Source organism: Bacillus sp. AFS023182 (assembly GCF_002560575.1).
GTDB classification, from domain to species: domain Bacteria; phylum Bacillota; class Bacilli; order Bacillales; family Bacillaceae_G; genus Bacillus_A; species Bacillus_A arachidis.
In genome coordinates, this window is the sequence record NZ_NTRO01000004.1 from 330,117 (window position 1) to 344,617 (window position 14,501).

General features: G+C 36.6%; 15 protein-coding genes. 11 read left to right on the top strand and 4 right to left on the bottom strand.

The features are described 5' to 3' along the window. Nucleotides 1-209: 209 nt before the first annotated feature. From CN288_RS03540 to CN288_RS03570, 7 genes are all read left to right on the top strand, one after another. A complete protein-coding gene (locus CN288_RS03540) occupies nucleotides 210-1,067 on the top strand; it encodes a LysR family transcriptional regulator (protein ID WP_026590176.1) in 858 nt (285 codons plus the stop codon). A gap of 71 nt (nucleotides 1,068-1,138) precedes the next feature. Beyond that, on the top strand, nucleotides 1,139-1,861 hold the full coding sequence (dapD, locus tag CN288_RS03545; protein WP_026590177.1) for a 2,3,4,5-tetrahydropyridine-2,6-dicarboxylate N-acetyltransferase: 723 nt from the start codon (nucleotides 1,139-1,141) through the stop codon (nucleotides 1,859-1,861). 60 nt (nucleotides 1,862-1,921) lie between these two features. Further along, a complete protein-coding gene (locus CN288_RS03550) occupies nucleotides 1,922-3,052 on the top strand; it encodes an N-acetyldiaminopimelate deacetylase (protein WP_026590178.1) in 1,131 nt (376 codons plus the stop codon). Nucleotides 3,053-3,257: 205 nt separating this feature from the next. Then, the gene (locus CN288_RS03555; RefSeq protein WP_026590179.1) at nucleotides 3,258-3,806 is read left to right on the top strand and encodes a peroxiredoxin; all 549 of its coding nucleotides are present in this window, start codon (nucleotides 3,258-3,260) and stop codon (nucleotides 3,804-3,806) included. Nucleotides 3,807-3,879: 73 nt separating this feature from the next. After that, nucleotides 3,880-4,338 carry a TlpA disulfide reductase family protein gene (locus tag CN288_RS03560; protein ID WP_026590180.1) on the top strand — a complete coding sequence of 153 codons (459 nt, stop codon included), beginning with the start codon at nucleotides 3,880-3,882 and terminating at the stop codon, nucleotides 4,336-4,338. A gap of 253 nt (nucleotides 4,339-4,591) precedes the next feature. Beyond that, a complete protein-coding gene (locus CN288_RS03565) occupies nucleotides 4,592-5,458 on the top strand; it encodes a cytochrome c oxidase assembly protein (RefSeq protein ID WP_026590181.1) in 867 nt (288 codons plus the stop codon). Between the two features lie 35 nt (nucleotides 5,459-5,493). Continuing rightward, nucleotides 5,494-6,207 (top strand): potassium channel family protein, encoded by a 714-nt coding sequence (locus CN288_RS03570; RefSeq protein ID WP_051588525.1) that lies wholly within the window; start codon nucleotides 5,494-5,496, stop codon nucleotides 6,205-6,207. A gap of 48 nt (nucleotides 6,208-6,255) precedes the next feature. Here CN288_RS03570 and rnjA read toward each other — a convergent pair whose 3' ends face one another. Together rnjA and CN288_RS03580 are read right to left on the bottom strand one after the other, a co-directional pair. Beyond that, a complete protein-coding gene (rnjA, locus tag CN288_RS03575) occupies nucleotides 6,256-7,923 on the bottom strand; it encodes a ribonuclease J1 (RefSeq protein WP_026590183.1) in 1,668 nt (555 codons plus the stop codon). A 3-nt stretch (nucleotides 7,924-7,926) separates the two neighbouring features. Continuing rightward, the gene (locus CN288_RS03580; protein WP_026590184.1) at nucleotides 7,927-8,139 is read right to left on the bottom strand and encodes a DNA-dependent RNA polymerase subunit epsilon; all 213 of its coding nucleotides are present in this window, start codon (nucleotides 8,137-8,139) and stop codon (nucleotides 7,927-7,929) included. Between the two features lie 589 nt (nucleotides 8,140-8,728). Between CN288_RS03580 and CN288_RS03590 the strand changes: the two genes are divergently transcribed. Further along, complete coding sequence (locus tag CN288_RS03590) at nucleotides 8,729-9,502, top strand: Cof-type HAD-IIB family hydrolase (RefSeq protein WP_098301812.1); 774 nt, start codon at nucleotides 8,729-8,731, stop codon at nucleotides 9,500-9,502. 80 nt (nucleotides 9,503-9,582) lie between these two features. On the opposite strand, the gene def is transcribed toward CN288_RS03590, so the two are convergent. Further along, entirely contained in the window at nucleotides 9,583-10,137 is a 555-nt protein-coding gene (def, locus tag CN288_RS03595; RefSeq protein WP_026590186.1) for a peptide deformylase, read from the bottom strand. 194 nt (nucleotides 10,138-10,331) lie between these two features. Beyond that, nucleotides 10,332-10,505 carry a YjcZ family sporulation protein gene (locus CN288_RS03600; RefSeq protein ID WP_026590187.1) on the bottom strand — a complete coding sequence of 58 codons (174 nt, stop codon included), beginning with the start codon at nucleotides 10,503-10,505 and terminating at the stop codon, nucleotides 10,332-10,334. Between the two features lie 513 nt (nucleotides 10,506-11,018). On the opposite strand from CN288_RS03600, the gene pdhA reads away from it, so the two are divergent. The 3 genes from pdhA to pdhC all read left to right on the top strand — a co-directional run bounded on the left by pdhA (nucleotide 11,019) and on the right by pdhC (nucleotide 14,497). Further along, nucleotides 11,019-12,134: a pyruvate dehydrogenase E1 component subunit alpha gene (pdhA, locus tag CN288_RS03605; protein WP_026590188.1), complete on the top strand. Its 1,116-nt coding sequence runs from the start codon at nucleotides 11,019-11,021 to the stop codon at nucleotides 12,132-12,134. Nucleotides 12,135-12,137: 3 nt separating this feature from the next. After that, nucleotides 12,138-13,115: a pyruvate dehydrogenase complex E1 component subunit beta gene (gene pdhB, locus CN288_RS03610; protein WP_000068166.1), complete on the top strand. Its 978-nt coding sequence runs from the start codon at nucleotides 12,138-12,140 to the stop codon at nucleotides 13,113-13,115. Nucleotides 13,116-13,207: 92 nt separating this feature from the next. Then, nucleotides 13,208-14,497, top strand: a complete 1,290-nt coding sequence (gene pdhC / locus CN288_RS03615; protein ID WP_026590189.1) for a pyruvate dehydrogenase complex dihydrolipoyllysine-residue acetyltransferase — start codon at nucleotides 13,208-13,210, stop codon at nucleotides 14,495-14,497. Nucleotides 14,498-14,501 lie beyond the last annotated feature (4 nt).

Consider the following 14,501-nt stretch of genomic DNA (forward strand, 5'->3'; position numbering starts at 1 on the left):
GCTGGATGCTCTTATTAGGTTTTATGTCGTTTTTTCAATTTGTACTTATATGTAGAGTGGCTAGTTTAAACAGGTATAAAAGGTTAGGGGAAATCATAATTCACCCAAGCTTCTTGGAAATAATAATTAAATATTGCATGTTAGAGAATGGTGCAACGTATATATTGAGGTTAGATGGTTACATGTAAGATAAGGAAAGAGGGAGAAAGTTGCAAATTGATGATTTTCAAATGATGGTTGTTTTAGCCCAGGAATCCAATATGAGAAAAGCTGCGGAGCGCTTATTCGTTTCACAGCCTGCACTCAGTCAACGATTACAATCAATGGAAAAACAGTGGGGAATGAAATTTTTTATCCGTTCTCAAAAAGGATTGACAATTACACCAGAAGGAGAAAAAGTGGCCAATTATGCGAAAGATATGTTGCAGAGAGAAGAGGCCATTAAAAGTGAATTAGCAATCTATCATACGGAAACATACGGAACATTAAAGATAGCGGTTGCCTCTGTGATTGGACAATACTGGTTACCGCCTGTTTTAAAGAAATTTGTACAAAAATACCCATCTGTTAAAATCTCTCTTTTTACAGGGTGGAGTAGTGAAGTACAAAAGCAATTTTATGAAGGCGATGTCCATGTAGCTATATTACGAGGGAAACAAGAATATAAAGGGCATAAAGAGCAACTATTTGAGGATGAGCTGTATTTAGTTGATACAGAAATTAAAGATATTTCTATGTTGAAAGATACAAACAGACCGTTTATACAATTTAAAAGCGATTCGACATACTATGGACAAATACAGAATTGGTGGTACGGTTTATTTTCTAATCCTCCTAAACGAACGATTGTAGTTGATCAAATTGAAACATGTAAGCAGCTCGTTTTAAATGGAATTGGTTATGCGTTGTTGCCCTCCACTGTTTTAAAAGAAGTAAGAGAAAAGACATATAAAACACCGGTTCAGTTGAATCGAGAAACGTGGTTATTGACAAGTGATTCTGCAAGGCAACTTAAACAAGTACAAGCGTTTTTAGATATTATAGAAGAAATTCAAGCGGAAAAATAAGATTATTGTCTTGCTAGTAGCTCTTTCGTTTGGTAGAGTAACATTATAAATGGATTTAGGAGGCAACAAGCATGAAAATGATGGATGCAAACGAAATTATTTCGTTTATTCAAAAAAGTGAGAAGAAAACTCCTGTAAAGGTATACATAAAAGGGGATTTAAAAGAAGTAACATTCCCTGAAACAGTACAAGCGTTTGTAAATAAAAAAGCTGGTGTTTTATTTGGAGAATGGTCTGAAATCAAGACAGTTCTTGAAGAAAATAAAAAGCACGTTGTAGATTATGTTGTCGAAAACGATCGTCGTAACTCAGCAATTCCAATGCTTGACTTAAAAGGTATTAAAGCTCGTATTGAACCAGGTGCGATTATTCGTGACCATGTTGAAATCGGTGATAATGCAGTTATTATGATGAATGCAACGATTAATATCGGTGCAGTAATCGGTGAAGGCTCAATGATCGATATGAATGCAGTGCTTGGCGGACGTGCTACAGTAGGTAAAAACTGTCACGTTGGTGCTGGTGCGGTACTTGCAGGTGTTATCGAGCCACCTTCTGCAAAACCAGTTATCGTTGAAGACGACGTTGTAATTGGTGCAAATGTAGTTGTTCTAGAAGGTGTAACAGTTGGTAAAGGTGCAGTTGTTGCAGCGGGTGCGGTTGTGACGGAAGATGTACCACCATATACAGTAGTTGCAGGAACACCAGCGCGTGTTATTAAAGAAATTGATGAGAAGACAAAGGCAAAAACAGAAATTAAACAAGAACTTCGTCAATTAAACCCAGAAAAATAAAAACAAAAAGCGTAAGGGACTATTCATGCCCTTACGCTTTTTATAAATGGTGGTGCGGACATGACAGTCAGTAAATTTGTACAAATTCGTAGGGATTTACATAAAATTCCGGAATTAGGATTTAAGGAATGGAAAACACAAAAATATATTTTAGAGTATATTCATACTCTTCCTAAGGAATATATTGAAGTTAAAACATGGAAAACAGGCGTAATCGTTAAAGTGAATGGCAAAAAACCGGAGAAAATGATTGGTTATCGTGCAGATATTGATGGTTTACCGATTACTGAGGAGACTGGTTATGAATTCGCTTCTACTCATGAAGGGATGATGCACGCATGTGGTCATGATTTGCATACTACTATCGGTTTAGGACTTTTAACAGCTACTATAAATGAAAGAATAGATGATGACATTGTCTTTCTATTCCAACCAGCTGAAGAAGGCCCAGGAGGAGCTCTTCCTATGTTAGAAAGTGAAGAGTTGAAGGAATGGAAGCCTGATATGATTTTAGGTCTTCATATCGCACCTGAGTATCCAGTAGGAACAATTGCGACAAAAGAGGGATTGTTATTTGCAAATACATCAGAATTATATATTGATTTAAAAGGAAAAGGCGGACATGCGGCATATCCACATACAGCGAATGATATGATTGTTGCAGCGAGTCATCTTGTTACACAGCTTCAATCTGTAATTAGCCGCAATGTGAATCCGCTTGATAGCGCTGTTATTACAATTGGTAAAATTACAGGTGGTACAGTTCAAAACATCATTGCTGAAAAATCTCGCTTAGAAGGGACGATTCGAACATTATCTGTCGAGTCAATGAAACGAGTGAAAAGTCGAATTGAAGCAATTGTGGCGGGAATTGAAGCAGCGTTTCAATGTGAAGCTGTTATTGATTACGGAGCCATGTATCATCAAGTGTATAATCATGGTGCGTTAACGCGAGAATTTATGACATTTACATCTGAACAAACAAATATGAATGTTGTTACATGTACAGAAGCGATGACAGGAGAAGATTTTGGTTATATGCTTCGTGATATTCCAGGGTTTATGTTCTGGCTTGGAGTAGACTCAGAATATGGTTTACATCATGCAAAACTACAACCGAAGGAAGAAGTGATTGAACAGACCATTTCATTTTTAAATCAATATGTAAAGTGGAAAGGGAACAGGTCTTAAACCTGTTCTTTTTAATTGAGAAATTATAAGATATAATGCATTTTTTTTGTAATTCTAACACAATACTTTATAATGGTAGGTGGAGGGAAAAGTTGATAGTAAGTTGTTTTGTAATGATTACCAATTGAAATTGACTGAAAACTGATTCCTCTTATATACTACAAGAGTGGACATATATGATAAAAATTTATGGAGGTTGATACATATGGCAGAACGTATGGTAGCAAAACAAGCGCCACGCTTTGAAATGGACGCTGTTATGCCAAACAAAGAATTTGGTAAAGTAAGTCTTGAAGAAGTTATGAAACAGGACAAATGGACAGTGCTTTTCTTCTATCCAATGGATTTCACTTTCGTATGTCCAACAGAAATCATCGCACTTTCTGATCGTTATGATGAGTTTGAAGATTTAGATGCAGAAGTAATCGGTGTATCTACTGATACAATCCACACTCATTTAGCTTGGATTAACACTGATCGTACGAAAAATGGTTTAGGAGAATTAAATTATCCGTTAGCAGCAGATACGAACCATGTAGTATCTCGTGACTACGGTGTATTACTTGAAGAAGAAGGTATTGCACTTCGTGGTTTATTCATTATTAGTCCAGAAGGCGAATTAATGTACCAAGTTGTACATCATAACAACATCGGACGTGAAGTTGATGAAGTAATTCGTGTTCTTCAAGCTCTTCAAACTGGTGGACTTTGCCCAGCAAACTGGAAACCAGGTCAAGCAACTTTAAACGTTTAATTTTATTGTAAACTATAGAAGGTCTAACAATATTTTGTTAGGCCTTTCTCTACATGTATTAGGAGGAAAAATAATGAAATTACGCGAATCAATGCCTTCTTTAGATGGTGCAACAAAAGTATTAAATGGAGAAGTTGTACGTGAATCACTAATTGGTGAAAAACCCACACTTATTCATTTCTGGTCAGTTAGTTGTCACTTATGTAAAGAAGCAATGCCAAATATTAATAACTTTCGTGATGAGTATAAAGAGCAATTAAATGTTGTTTCCGTTCATATGCCACGTTCAGAAGAAGACTTAAACCTTGAGCAAGTGGAAGCAGTTGCAAAAGAACATGGAATTTCCCAACCTATTTTAGTGGACAATCAACATAAGATTACAGATTCATTTGAAAATCAATATGTGCCAGCGTATTATGTGTTTGATAAAAATGGTGTACTTCGTCATTTCCAAGCGGGTGGAAGCGGGATGCAAATGCTAACGAAACGAGTAAATCGTGTGTTAGATGAAGCGCAAAAAGAAGCTGAATAAAAGGTGGATTTTCTATTTACATGCTAGACGGCTTGGAAGTAGAAATTTCTTTTGATATGTGCAAAAAACCTCCTTTTCATTAGGGGGTTTTTGGTTTTATAAATAGTAGGTTAAATGAGAGATATACATCTAGGGTATGGATTTAATAATAAAAATTTGACTCAAAGCAATGGAACTGTATGTTTTAGTTTACTTTTCATGTGAAAAATGTGTAAAATCAATGTGATACATAGATAAAAGGGTGGGGGATTAGGTGCAGATTGGCAGCGCAATCTTATGTTTCTTTTTGTATGCATATGTTATTATTGCAGCGGTTTATTTCGGCATAAGTTTTTATGCATATCGTTTAAAGAATAAATGCGAATATGAAGAAACATATAAATGGGTGAAAGGTTATTTATCACCTGTATTAGAGATTATGAATGGATTTGTTCTTTTTTTATTTATTGGTTTAATTGCTTTTTCAACAAGCATAGTTGGAAATAAGACAACCTTATTTGTAATTGGTGTCATTATTTTTATGCTTTTAGGCATTCGAATAGGAAATGCTGTGTTTTGGAATGAAAGGAAAATTGATGGATGGACAGGTATGTTGATTCCAGGTATGTTAGCAGCTATTGTTACGAATATCGAACATGAATACAATCAATTACATTTTTGGTTAATTATCGTATTAACAATTTTTTCTGTCCTGTATATAAGTGCGGCATTTTTAACATATTGCGCAAATAAAAAAGGTGATTCTAATGGAATTCGATTTTTTCGAAGTCGAGCGTTATTTTGGAGCGTCCCTACAATGCTTGTCATTGGAATCATTGCACTTGTTGTAAATGGGTATAACTTTGCAGGATGGCAAGTTTTTTTAGAAACATGGTGGATTTTTATCATCTCGTTTTGTGCATTTTTAGGAGCAACTCATTATTTATTTCATCAACAACATTATAACTGGGCGCTCTTATTTGCTTTTATACAACTCTTATTTGCCTTTTTTGGTCAAGAAACATTATTATTTGTGTTTCAAACGTTTAGTTCGTTTGGAAACATTTTTGTTTTTGGTATGCTCGTTTGTATTATTGCGTTTTATTTACAACAGTATTTCTATATAGAGAAGCAAAAATAAGTGCAATTCGCTAAGCTTTGTGGTGAATATAAAATATGCTACAATGGAAAGAGATAGGACTTGATGTTATTGGAGGAATTCATGTGAGTGGGAAAGAGAAAGAATTTGCTGTCATCGGACTTGGACGTTTTGGAGGCAGTATTTGTCGTGAATTAGCCCAATTAGGTATGGAAGTAATGGCTATTGACTTAGATGAAGATAAAATTAATGAATTTGCCAATATTGCTTCGCATGCAGTGATTGCAGATTCAACAGATGAGATGGTGTTAAAAAGCCTAGGTATTCGTAATTTTGATCATGTTGTTGTTGCAATCGGAGATAATTTAAATGCAAGTATTTTAACTACGCTTATTTTAAAAGAGCTAGGTGTGAAAAATATTACGGTAAAAGCTCAAAATGATTATCATGAAAAAGTGTTATCTAAAATAGGGGCAGACCATATTGTCCATCCTGAACGTGATATGGGAAAACGAATTGCGAATAATATTGCTTCAAGTAACGTATTAGATTACTTAGAGCTTTCTGATGAGCATAGTATTGTAGAGATTATTGCTAATAAAAAGATTGATGGTCACTCGTTAATTGAATTGGATATTCGAGCGAAGTTTGGATTAAACATTGTTGCAATTAAGCGAGGGAAGGAAGTTATTGTTTCCCCTCGAGCTACAGAAAATATTCAATCGGGAGATATTTTAATTGTAATTGGTCATGATGATGAAGTAAATCGCTTTAAGCACTTCTTAAGATAAGATAGAACGTAAAATAAAAAAGACAATGCTCGTAAGCATTGTCTTTTTTTATATTTCCATAATGATAGGTAAAATCATTGGACGACGTTTTGTTTTTTCGTATAAGAATGGTGCTAATGTGTCTGTAATCTCATTTTTAATTTCAGACCATTGTGTTGTTTTTCGCTCCATTACTTTTTCAAGGTGCGTTGTAATCAGTGTTTGAGCATCATTGATTAAATCGCTACTTTCGCGCATATAAACGAATCCGCGAGAGATAATATCAGGTCCGGCAGCAACTTTAAATTCTTTCATATCAATGCTGACAACTACGATAACAAGTCCTTCTTCAGAAAGAATACGACGGTCGCGCAGTACAATGTTACCAATATCACCAATACCGTTTCCATCGATATAAACAGAGCCAGATGGGATTTTTCCAGCAACACTTGCTTCGTCTGAACGTAATGCAAGAACATCACCATTGTCCATGATGAAGCAATTCTCTTCTGGAATACCACAATCGTTTGCTAATTTCATGTGCATACGTTGCATGCGGAATTCACCATGAATTGGCATAAAGTATTTAGGCTTAATAAGACGTAGCATTAACTTTTGTTCTTCTTGTCCACCATGTCCACTTGTGTGGATGTTTGAAAGCTTACCATGGATAACATCAGCGCCAGCGCGATATAACATATTAATTGTACGGCTTACGCTAACTGTATTTCCTGGAATTGGTGAAGAAGAGAAGACAACTGTATCACCAGGAATAATTTGAATTTGGCGGTGTGTCCCATTCGCGATACGAGAAAGTGCTGCCATTGGTTCACCTTGACTACCTGTACATAAAATAACGATTTTGTTAGCTGGTAGTCGATTGATTTGAGAGGCTTCAATAAATGTATCTTTTGGACAGCGAATATAACCGAGATCATGACCAATTTCAATTGCTGCTTCCATGCTTCGACCAAATACAGCCACTTTACGATTGTTTTCAACGGCAGCTTCAACAACTTGTTGCAAGCGATGAATATTTGACGCAAAGGTTGCAAAGATAATGCGACCTTCTACTTTGCGGAAAATATCTTGAATGCTATCGCCGACGCGGCGTTCAGACATTGTAAAGTTCGGGACTTCACTATTGGTACTATCAGATAAGAGACAAAGTACACCGTCTTTACCGATTTCCGCCATTTTCGTTAAGTCTGCTGGTTCGCCTACTGGTGTGAAATCAAATTTGAAATCTCCTGTATGAACAATTTGACCTTGCGGTGTTTTTACCACAGCACCGTATGAATCTGGAATACTGTGTGTTGTGCGGAAGAACGATACGGATGTCTTTTTGAATTTGATAACATCGTCTTCTTGAATTTCGTAAAGTTTTGCTTTTCGCAATAATCCGTGCTCTTCTAATTTGTTTTTAATTAGAGCGATTGCTAATTTCCCGCCGTAAATTGGGATATTCACTTGACGTAATAGGTAAGGGATACCACCAATATGATCTTCGTGACCATGAGTAATAAATAACCCCTTAATTTTATCTTCGTTTCGTACAAAATAAGTGTAATCAGGAATCACATAGTCGATTCCGAGAAGTTCGTCTTCTGGAAATTTAATTCCAGCATCAATTATAATAATTTCATCTTGAAATTGAACAGCGTATGTATTTTTGCCGATTTCACCGAGTCCGCCAAGAGCGAAAACGGCTACCTGATCATTTTTTAGGAATTTCATAAATTATACGAGCTCCGTTAATGTTAAATCAGCATTTTGTTTTTCGTATTCAAGATGAGCACCAGTAACAGATTGGACAAACTCAATATTATATGCGAACTTTTGCAATTTTGTACGAACGTCTTTTTCGGATTCCGCTTCTAAATATAAAACTTTTGTATTTTCACGCACTGGAACCTCAGTCATTTTTTCTTGATAGAATACTTTAAAAATCATTGGGAAAACCTCTCCTTGTCTATGTTTTGCATTATCTGTTACCTATTATAAAGCAAATAGTTATGATTTTCATGTTTTTTCGAATCAGAATGAAGAAAAAGCCCGAAATGGGCACAATTTAAGCCATTGTCTTTTTACGGACTAAATCGTTTAAATATTGTTTTAGCTTTTTCTTCAGCTTCTTCAGCATGATTACTCCTTCCTTTCCTTATTTTAAACATGCATACTTAATTCTTATTTAGTAGTAACTCTTCATCTCCACATACTAGAAAACCATAGAAGATAAATGAGGGAATCGCCGCCTTGATGTTCAGTGATCTTATTGGCTCATGCAGACGTAATCTTATATTCCGTTTTTTGCTCTCACAGGCAGTATGCCCCCGGTTATAAATATAGTATGAGGTAGATTAGAAAAGAAAATTCATTCAAACTACTATTAATGTTCTTTTAATAGTATATGCATATTTCGTAAATAAGGTTAGAAAGTGAACGCTTTCTTCACAGATGTTTAATATGTTATACTTTTTTTTAGGATTTGAAAAGAAGTAGTCAAAATAGGAATATAGAAGGCTTAGAAAGGGTTTTGAAAATGAATAATAAAATCGTCTTTTTTGATATTGATGGAACATTGTTAGATCACGATAAAAAAATTCCACAATCTACAAGAGAAGCGGTGCGTACGTTACAAGAAAAAGGAGTACATGTGGCAATTGCGACAGGGCGTGCACCTTTCATGTTTGAAGACATTCGTAATGAGCTTAACATTCATAATTATGTTAGTTTTAATGGCCAATATGTTGTATTTGAAGATGAGGTTATATTTAAAAATCCATTACACCCTAATACATTACATACTTTTACAACGTTTGCTAAGCAAGAGGGATATCCACTTGTTTATTTAGATCATAAGGATATGAAGGCAACAGTAGAATATCATAATTATGTAAAAGAAAGTTTCGGAAGTCTGCAATTTGGGCATCCGTTATATGAGCCAAGTTTTTATGAAAATCGTGACGTTTATCAAACGCTTCTTTTTTGCCAAGCGGGTGAGGAAAAAAAGTTCATTTATGATTATCCAGATTTTCATTTTATTCGTTGGCACGCGTATTCTATGGACATTATCCCAAATGGTGGTTCTAAAGCAAAGGGAATTGAAAAATTCATTGAGAAATTAGGGTTTAGGCGTGAACAGGTCTATGCTTTTGGAGATGGATTAAATGATTTAGAAATGATTGAAGCAGTAGGAACGGGGATTGTAATGGGGAATGGTCACGACGATTTGAAAAAACTTGCTAATTATGTGACGAAAGATGTTAGTGAAGATGGGATTCTTCACGGTTTGCAGTGGGCTGGTTTACTCTAGGTAATATGGTGTGAGAACCATTCCATAAGAGGAGTAATATGATAATAGTAGTAAAAAGCAGAAGCTATTGCTTCTGCTTTTTATCGTTCTAGAGGTTTTGCATCCTCGGGGGCTACAAAAGGATTTTTTTGATTAATATGATCATAGAACATTACACCATTTAAATGGTCAATCTCATGTTGGAATACAATCGCTGGTAACCCTTTCAAACGTAATTTTACTTCTTCACCATCGACGGTAGTTGCTTTAACTGTAATTCGTGTATAACGTGGAACATATCCAGGAACTTCACGATCTACAGATAGGCATCCTTCGCCACCTGATAAGTATGTACGTTCAACAGAGTGACTAATAATTTTGGGATTGAATAAAGCGTAGCTGTATAAAGTTTCGGTTGTATCAGTAACATGAACAGCAATCATTCTTTTTGAAATACCAATTTGTGGTGCAGCTAGCCCGATTCCTGGACGTAAATTATATTTTTCAACCATTTCAGGGTTTTGACTGTTCATTACAAATTCAATCATTTCTCGTAGTACACGTGTATCTTCCTCATTTGCTGGCAGAGGTACTTCTTCTGCTACTGCTCGTAGAATGGGATTTCCTTCACGAATTACATCGTTCATTGTAAGCATTCACAATCTCTCCTTTCTCCTTTAGTCTACCAAAGGAGCTGAAAAAAGTCATGATAAAGTACATAGTACCTATATATAAATTAAGCAAATAAAGAGGATGACTAGTGCTGTAATTTTATTATTAGCGATTGGTTGGTAAAAAAAGAAAAGACGGCAGAGCCGCCTATTTCTTTCTATAGTTGTTTTGTTTTACATTAACGAATGCAAGCAGCACCAACGATAATTAAAAGAATAAACAACACAACGATTAAAGCAAAGCCCCGTCCGTATCCGCATCCTCCGCAAGAACCTCCGTATCCTCCGTAAGAACCTCCGTATCCATAGGAAGGATATGAACAAGTTGGATAACAATATGTGTATCCGTACATGAGATGACCTCCTTTATCATTTCCCGCTAATACTGCGGTTATTATAAGGTATGGAAGAGTGGTTAGAAGTGTATAGACATTCGCCTAGAAAAGGAAGAAGTGATTGCATATTTTTGTTATAAAGAGAGAAAAACTAAGAAGAATTAAATCGTTTACATACTATTCTACGATGGAAAACAGGTTAAATAGGGAATAATATAACAGTAGGTTATTGCTTACTAATACAGATGTGAAAATAAAAACAACAATGTATAGTGGAAACCTTAATGTTATTCATAAAAAAATCGTAACCAAAGTAATTGACATCGTGATTAGAATAGTTGTAAACTAAAAAACGTGATCAAGATTGTATTAATATGTTTCTGAAAAAACATTAGTACAGATTGTTAGGTACACAAAATTATTCTCAACCGGCGAGGTTTCCTGTCGGTTTACATGGTTACGTTTTCGTACTAGTGAATTTCTAGTGAAAGCGTTTCAGAATATGGTTCAAGAGAGGAAGAGGTGAACGGAATGGGTACTAAAACAAAAAAGACCCTATTTAATGTTGATGAGCAAATGAAAGCTATCGCAGCTCAATTTGAAACATTACAAATTTTAAATGAAAACGGCGAAGTTGTGAATGAAGCAGCTATGCCTGAATTATCTGATGATCAATTAAAAGAATTAATGCGTCGTATGGTGTATACTCGCGTATTAGACCAACGTTCTATTTCTTTAAACCGTCAAGGACGTTTAGGTTTCTACGCACCTACAGCTGGACAAGAAGCTTCTCAATTAGCGAGTCATTTCGCACTTGAAGCAGAAGACTTCATCTTACCAGGATACCGTGATGTACCACAATTAGTATGGCACGGATTACCATTATACCAAGCATTCTTATTCTCTCGTGGACACTTCATGGGTAACCAAATGCCTGAGAATGTAAATGCACTAGCTCCACAAATCATTATCGGTGCGCAAATCATCCAAACTGCTGGTGTTGCGTTAGGTATGAAACTACGTGGTAAAAAATCTGTTGCAATTACTTACACTGGTGACGGTGGTGCTTCACAAGGTGACTTCTACGAAGGTATGAACTTTGCAGGTGCATTCAAAGCTCCAGCAATCTTCGTTGTTCAAAACAACCGTTACGCAATCTCTACTCCAGTAGAAAAGCAATCTGCAGCTAAAACTGTAGCACAAAAAGCAGTAGCAGCAGGTATTTACGGAATTCAAGTAGACGGTATGGATCCATTAGCTGTATACGCAGCAACTGCTTTCGCTCGTGAGCGCGCAGTAAATGGCGAAGGCCCTACTCTAATCGAGACTCTAACATTCCGTTACGGTCCACATACAATGGCTGGTGATGACCCAACTCGTTACCGTACAAAAGATATCGAAAACGAATGGGAACAAAAAGATCCAATCGTACGCTTCCGTACATTCTTAGAAAATAAAGGCCTATGGTCTCAAGAAGTAGAAGAAAAAGTAATCGAAGAAGCAAAAGAAGATATCAAACAAGCAATTGCTAAGGCTGACCAAGCTCCAAAACAAAAAGTAACTGATTTAATGGAAATCATGTACGAAAAAATGCCTTACAACTTAGCTGAACAATATGAAATTTATAAAGAAAAGGAGTCGAAGTAAGCCATGGCTCAAATGACAATGATTCAAGCAATCACTGATGCTTTACGTGTTGAAATGAAAAATGACCCTAACGTACTTGTGTTTGGTGAAGACGTTGGTGTAAACGGCGGTGTATTCCGTGCTACTGAAGGTTTACAAGCTGAATTCGGTGAAGATCGTGTAATGGATACTCCACTTGCAGAGTCTGGTATTGGTGGACTTGCAGTTGGTCTTGCACTTGAAGGATTCCGTCCAGTTCCAGAAATCCAATTCTTCGGTTTCGTTTATGAAGTAATGGATTCTATTTCTGGACAATTAGCTCGTATGCGTTACCGTTCTGGTGGACGTTGGACTGCTCCAGTAACAGTTCGTTCTCCATTTGGTGGCGGTGTTCATACTCCAGAATTACATGCTGATAGCTTAGAAGGATTAGTGGCTCAACAACCTGGTCTAAAAGTTGTTATCCCATCTACTCCATACGATGCAAAAGGTCTTTTAATCTCTGCGATTCGTGACAACGATCCAGTTATCTACTTAGAGCATATGAAATTGTACCGTTCATTCCGTCAAGACGTACCAGAAGGCGAATACACAATTGATTTAGGTAAAGCTGATATCAAACGTGAAGGTACAGATGTATCTGTTATCGCTTACGGTGCTATGGTTCATGCTGCATTAAAAGCTGCTGAAGAACTTGAAAAAGAAGGTATCTCTTTAGAAGTTGTTGACTTACGTACAGTTCAACCATTAGATATCGAAACAATCATCGCTTCTGTTGAAAAAACAGGTCGCGTAGTTGTAGTTCAAGAAGCTCAAAAACAAGCTGGTATTGCAGCTAACGTTGTAGCGGAAATTAACGATCGTGCAATCTTAAACTTAGAAGCTCCAGTTGTACGTGTTGCAGCTGCTGATACAGTATTCCCATTCTCTCAAGCTGAGAGCGTATGGTTACCAAACCATAAAGATATTGTTGAAGCTGTAAACAAAGTAATGAACTTCTAATTTTTAGTTTTTCATGTGCAAAAGAAATCAGCACATGCTGATTTCTTTTGCCATATTCCATAATAAAGAAATGAATCAGGGGGCTGAATTCCGTGGCATTTGAATTTAAACTACCAGATATCGGTGAAGGTATCCACGAAGGTGAAATCGTAAAATGGTTTATTAAACCAGGCGACGAAGTAAACGAAGACGATGTACTTCTTGAAGTGCAAAATGATAAAGCAGTAGTAGAAATCCCTTCTCCAGTTAAAGGTAAAGTACTTGAAGTACTTGTAGAAGAAGGTACGGTTGCAGTAGTTGGAGATACATTAATTAAATTTGATGCTCCTGGATACGAAAACCTTAAATTTAAAGGTGACGACCATGACGATGCTCCAAAAGCTGAAGAAGCGAAAGAAGAAGCTCCAAAAGCTGAAGCTACTCCAGCAGCAACTGCTGAAGTAGTAAATGAGCGCGTAATCGCTATGCCATCAGTTCGTAAATATGCTCGTGAAAAAGGTGTAGATATTCATAAAGTAGCTGGTTCTGGTAAGAACGGCCGCGTTGTGAAAGCTGATATCGATGCATTTGCAAATGGTGGACAAACTGTAGCAGCAACTGAGGCTCCAGCAGCAGTAGAAGCTACTCCAGCAGCAGCAAAAGAAGAAGCACCAAAAGCACAACCAATCCCAGCTGGTGAATATCCAGAAACTCGTGAGAAAATGAGTGGTATCCGTAAAGCGATTGCAAAAGCAATGGTTAACTCTAAGCATACAGCTCCTCACGTAACATTAATGGATGAAGTAGATGTAACAGAACTTGTTGCTCACCGTAAGAAGTTCAAAGCTGTTGCAGCTGACAAAGGTATTAAATTAACTTACCTTCCATACGTTGTAAAAGCTTTAACATCTGCATTACGTGAATTCCCAATGTTGAATACTGCTTTAGACGATGCTTCTCAAGAAATCGTTCATAAACATTACTTCAACATCGGTATCGCAGCTGATACAGACAAAGGTCTATTAGTACCAGTTGTTAAAGATACAGATCGTAAATCAATCTTCACTATTTCTAACGAGATCAATGATCTTGCTGGTAAAGCACGTGAAGGTCGTTTAGCTCCAGCTGAAATGAAAGGTGCTTCTTGCACAATTACAAACATTGGTTCTGCAGGTGGACAATGGTTCACTCCAGTTATCAATCACCCAGAAGTAGCAATCCTTGGTATCGGCCGTATCGCTGAGAAGCCAGTTGTGAAAAACGGTGAAATCGTTGCAGCTCCAGTATTAGCATTATCTCTAAGCTTTGACCATCGTTTAATTGACGGCGCAACTGCTCAAAAAGCATTAAACCAAATTAAACGTCTATTGAATGACCCACAATTATTAGTAATGGAGGCGTAATAAC

Coding starts and splice junctions, on each gene's coding strand:
- CN288_RS03550 (WP_026590178.1), top strand. CDS start 1,922: ATGACAGTCAGTAAATTTGTACAAATTCGTAGGGATTTACATAAAATT.
- CN288_RS03600 (WP_026590187.1), bottom strand. CDS start 10,505: ATGTACGGATACACATATTGTTATCCAACTTGTTCATATCCTTCCTAT.
- def (WP_026590186.1), bottom strand. CDS start 10,137: ATGCTTACAATGAACGATGTAATTCGTGAAGGAAATCCCATTCTACGA.
- pdhA (WP_026590188.1), top strand. CDS start 11,019: ATGGGTACTAAAACAAAAAAGACCCTATTTAATGTTGATGAGCAAATG.
- CN288_RS03580 (WP_026590184.1), bottom strand. CDS start 8,139: ATGATTTTTAAAGTATTCTATCAAGAAAAAATGACTGAGGTTCCAGTG.
- rnjA (WP_026590183.1), bottom strand. CDS start 7,923: ATGAAATTCCTAAAAAATGATCAGGTAGCCGTTTTCGCTCTTGGCGGA.
- CN288_RS03560 (WP_026590180.1), top strand. CDS start 3,880: ATGAAATTACGCGAATCAATGCCTTCTTTAGATGGTGCAACAAAAGTA.
- CN288_RS03590 (WP_098301812.1), top strand. CDS start 8,729: ATGAATAATAAAATCGTCTTTTTTGATATTGATGGAACATTGTTAGAT.
- CN288_RS03555 (WP_026590179.1), top strand. CDS start 3,258: ATGGCAGAACGTATGGTAGCAAAACAAGCGCCACGCTTTGAAATGGAC.
- CN288_RS03570 (WP_051588525.1), top strand. CDS start 5,494: ATGCTACAATGGAAAGAGATAGGACTTGATGTTATTGGAGGAATTCAT.
- pdhB (WP_000068166.1), top strand. CDS start 12,138: ATGGCTCAAATGACAATGATTCAAGCAATCACTGATGCTTTACGTGTT.
- dapD (WP_026590177.1), top strand. CDS start 1,139: ATGAAAATGATGGATGCAAACGAAATTATTTCGTTTATTCAAAAAAGT.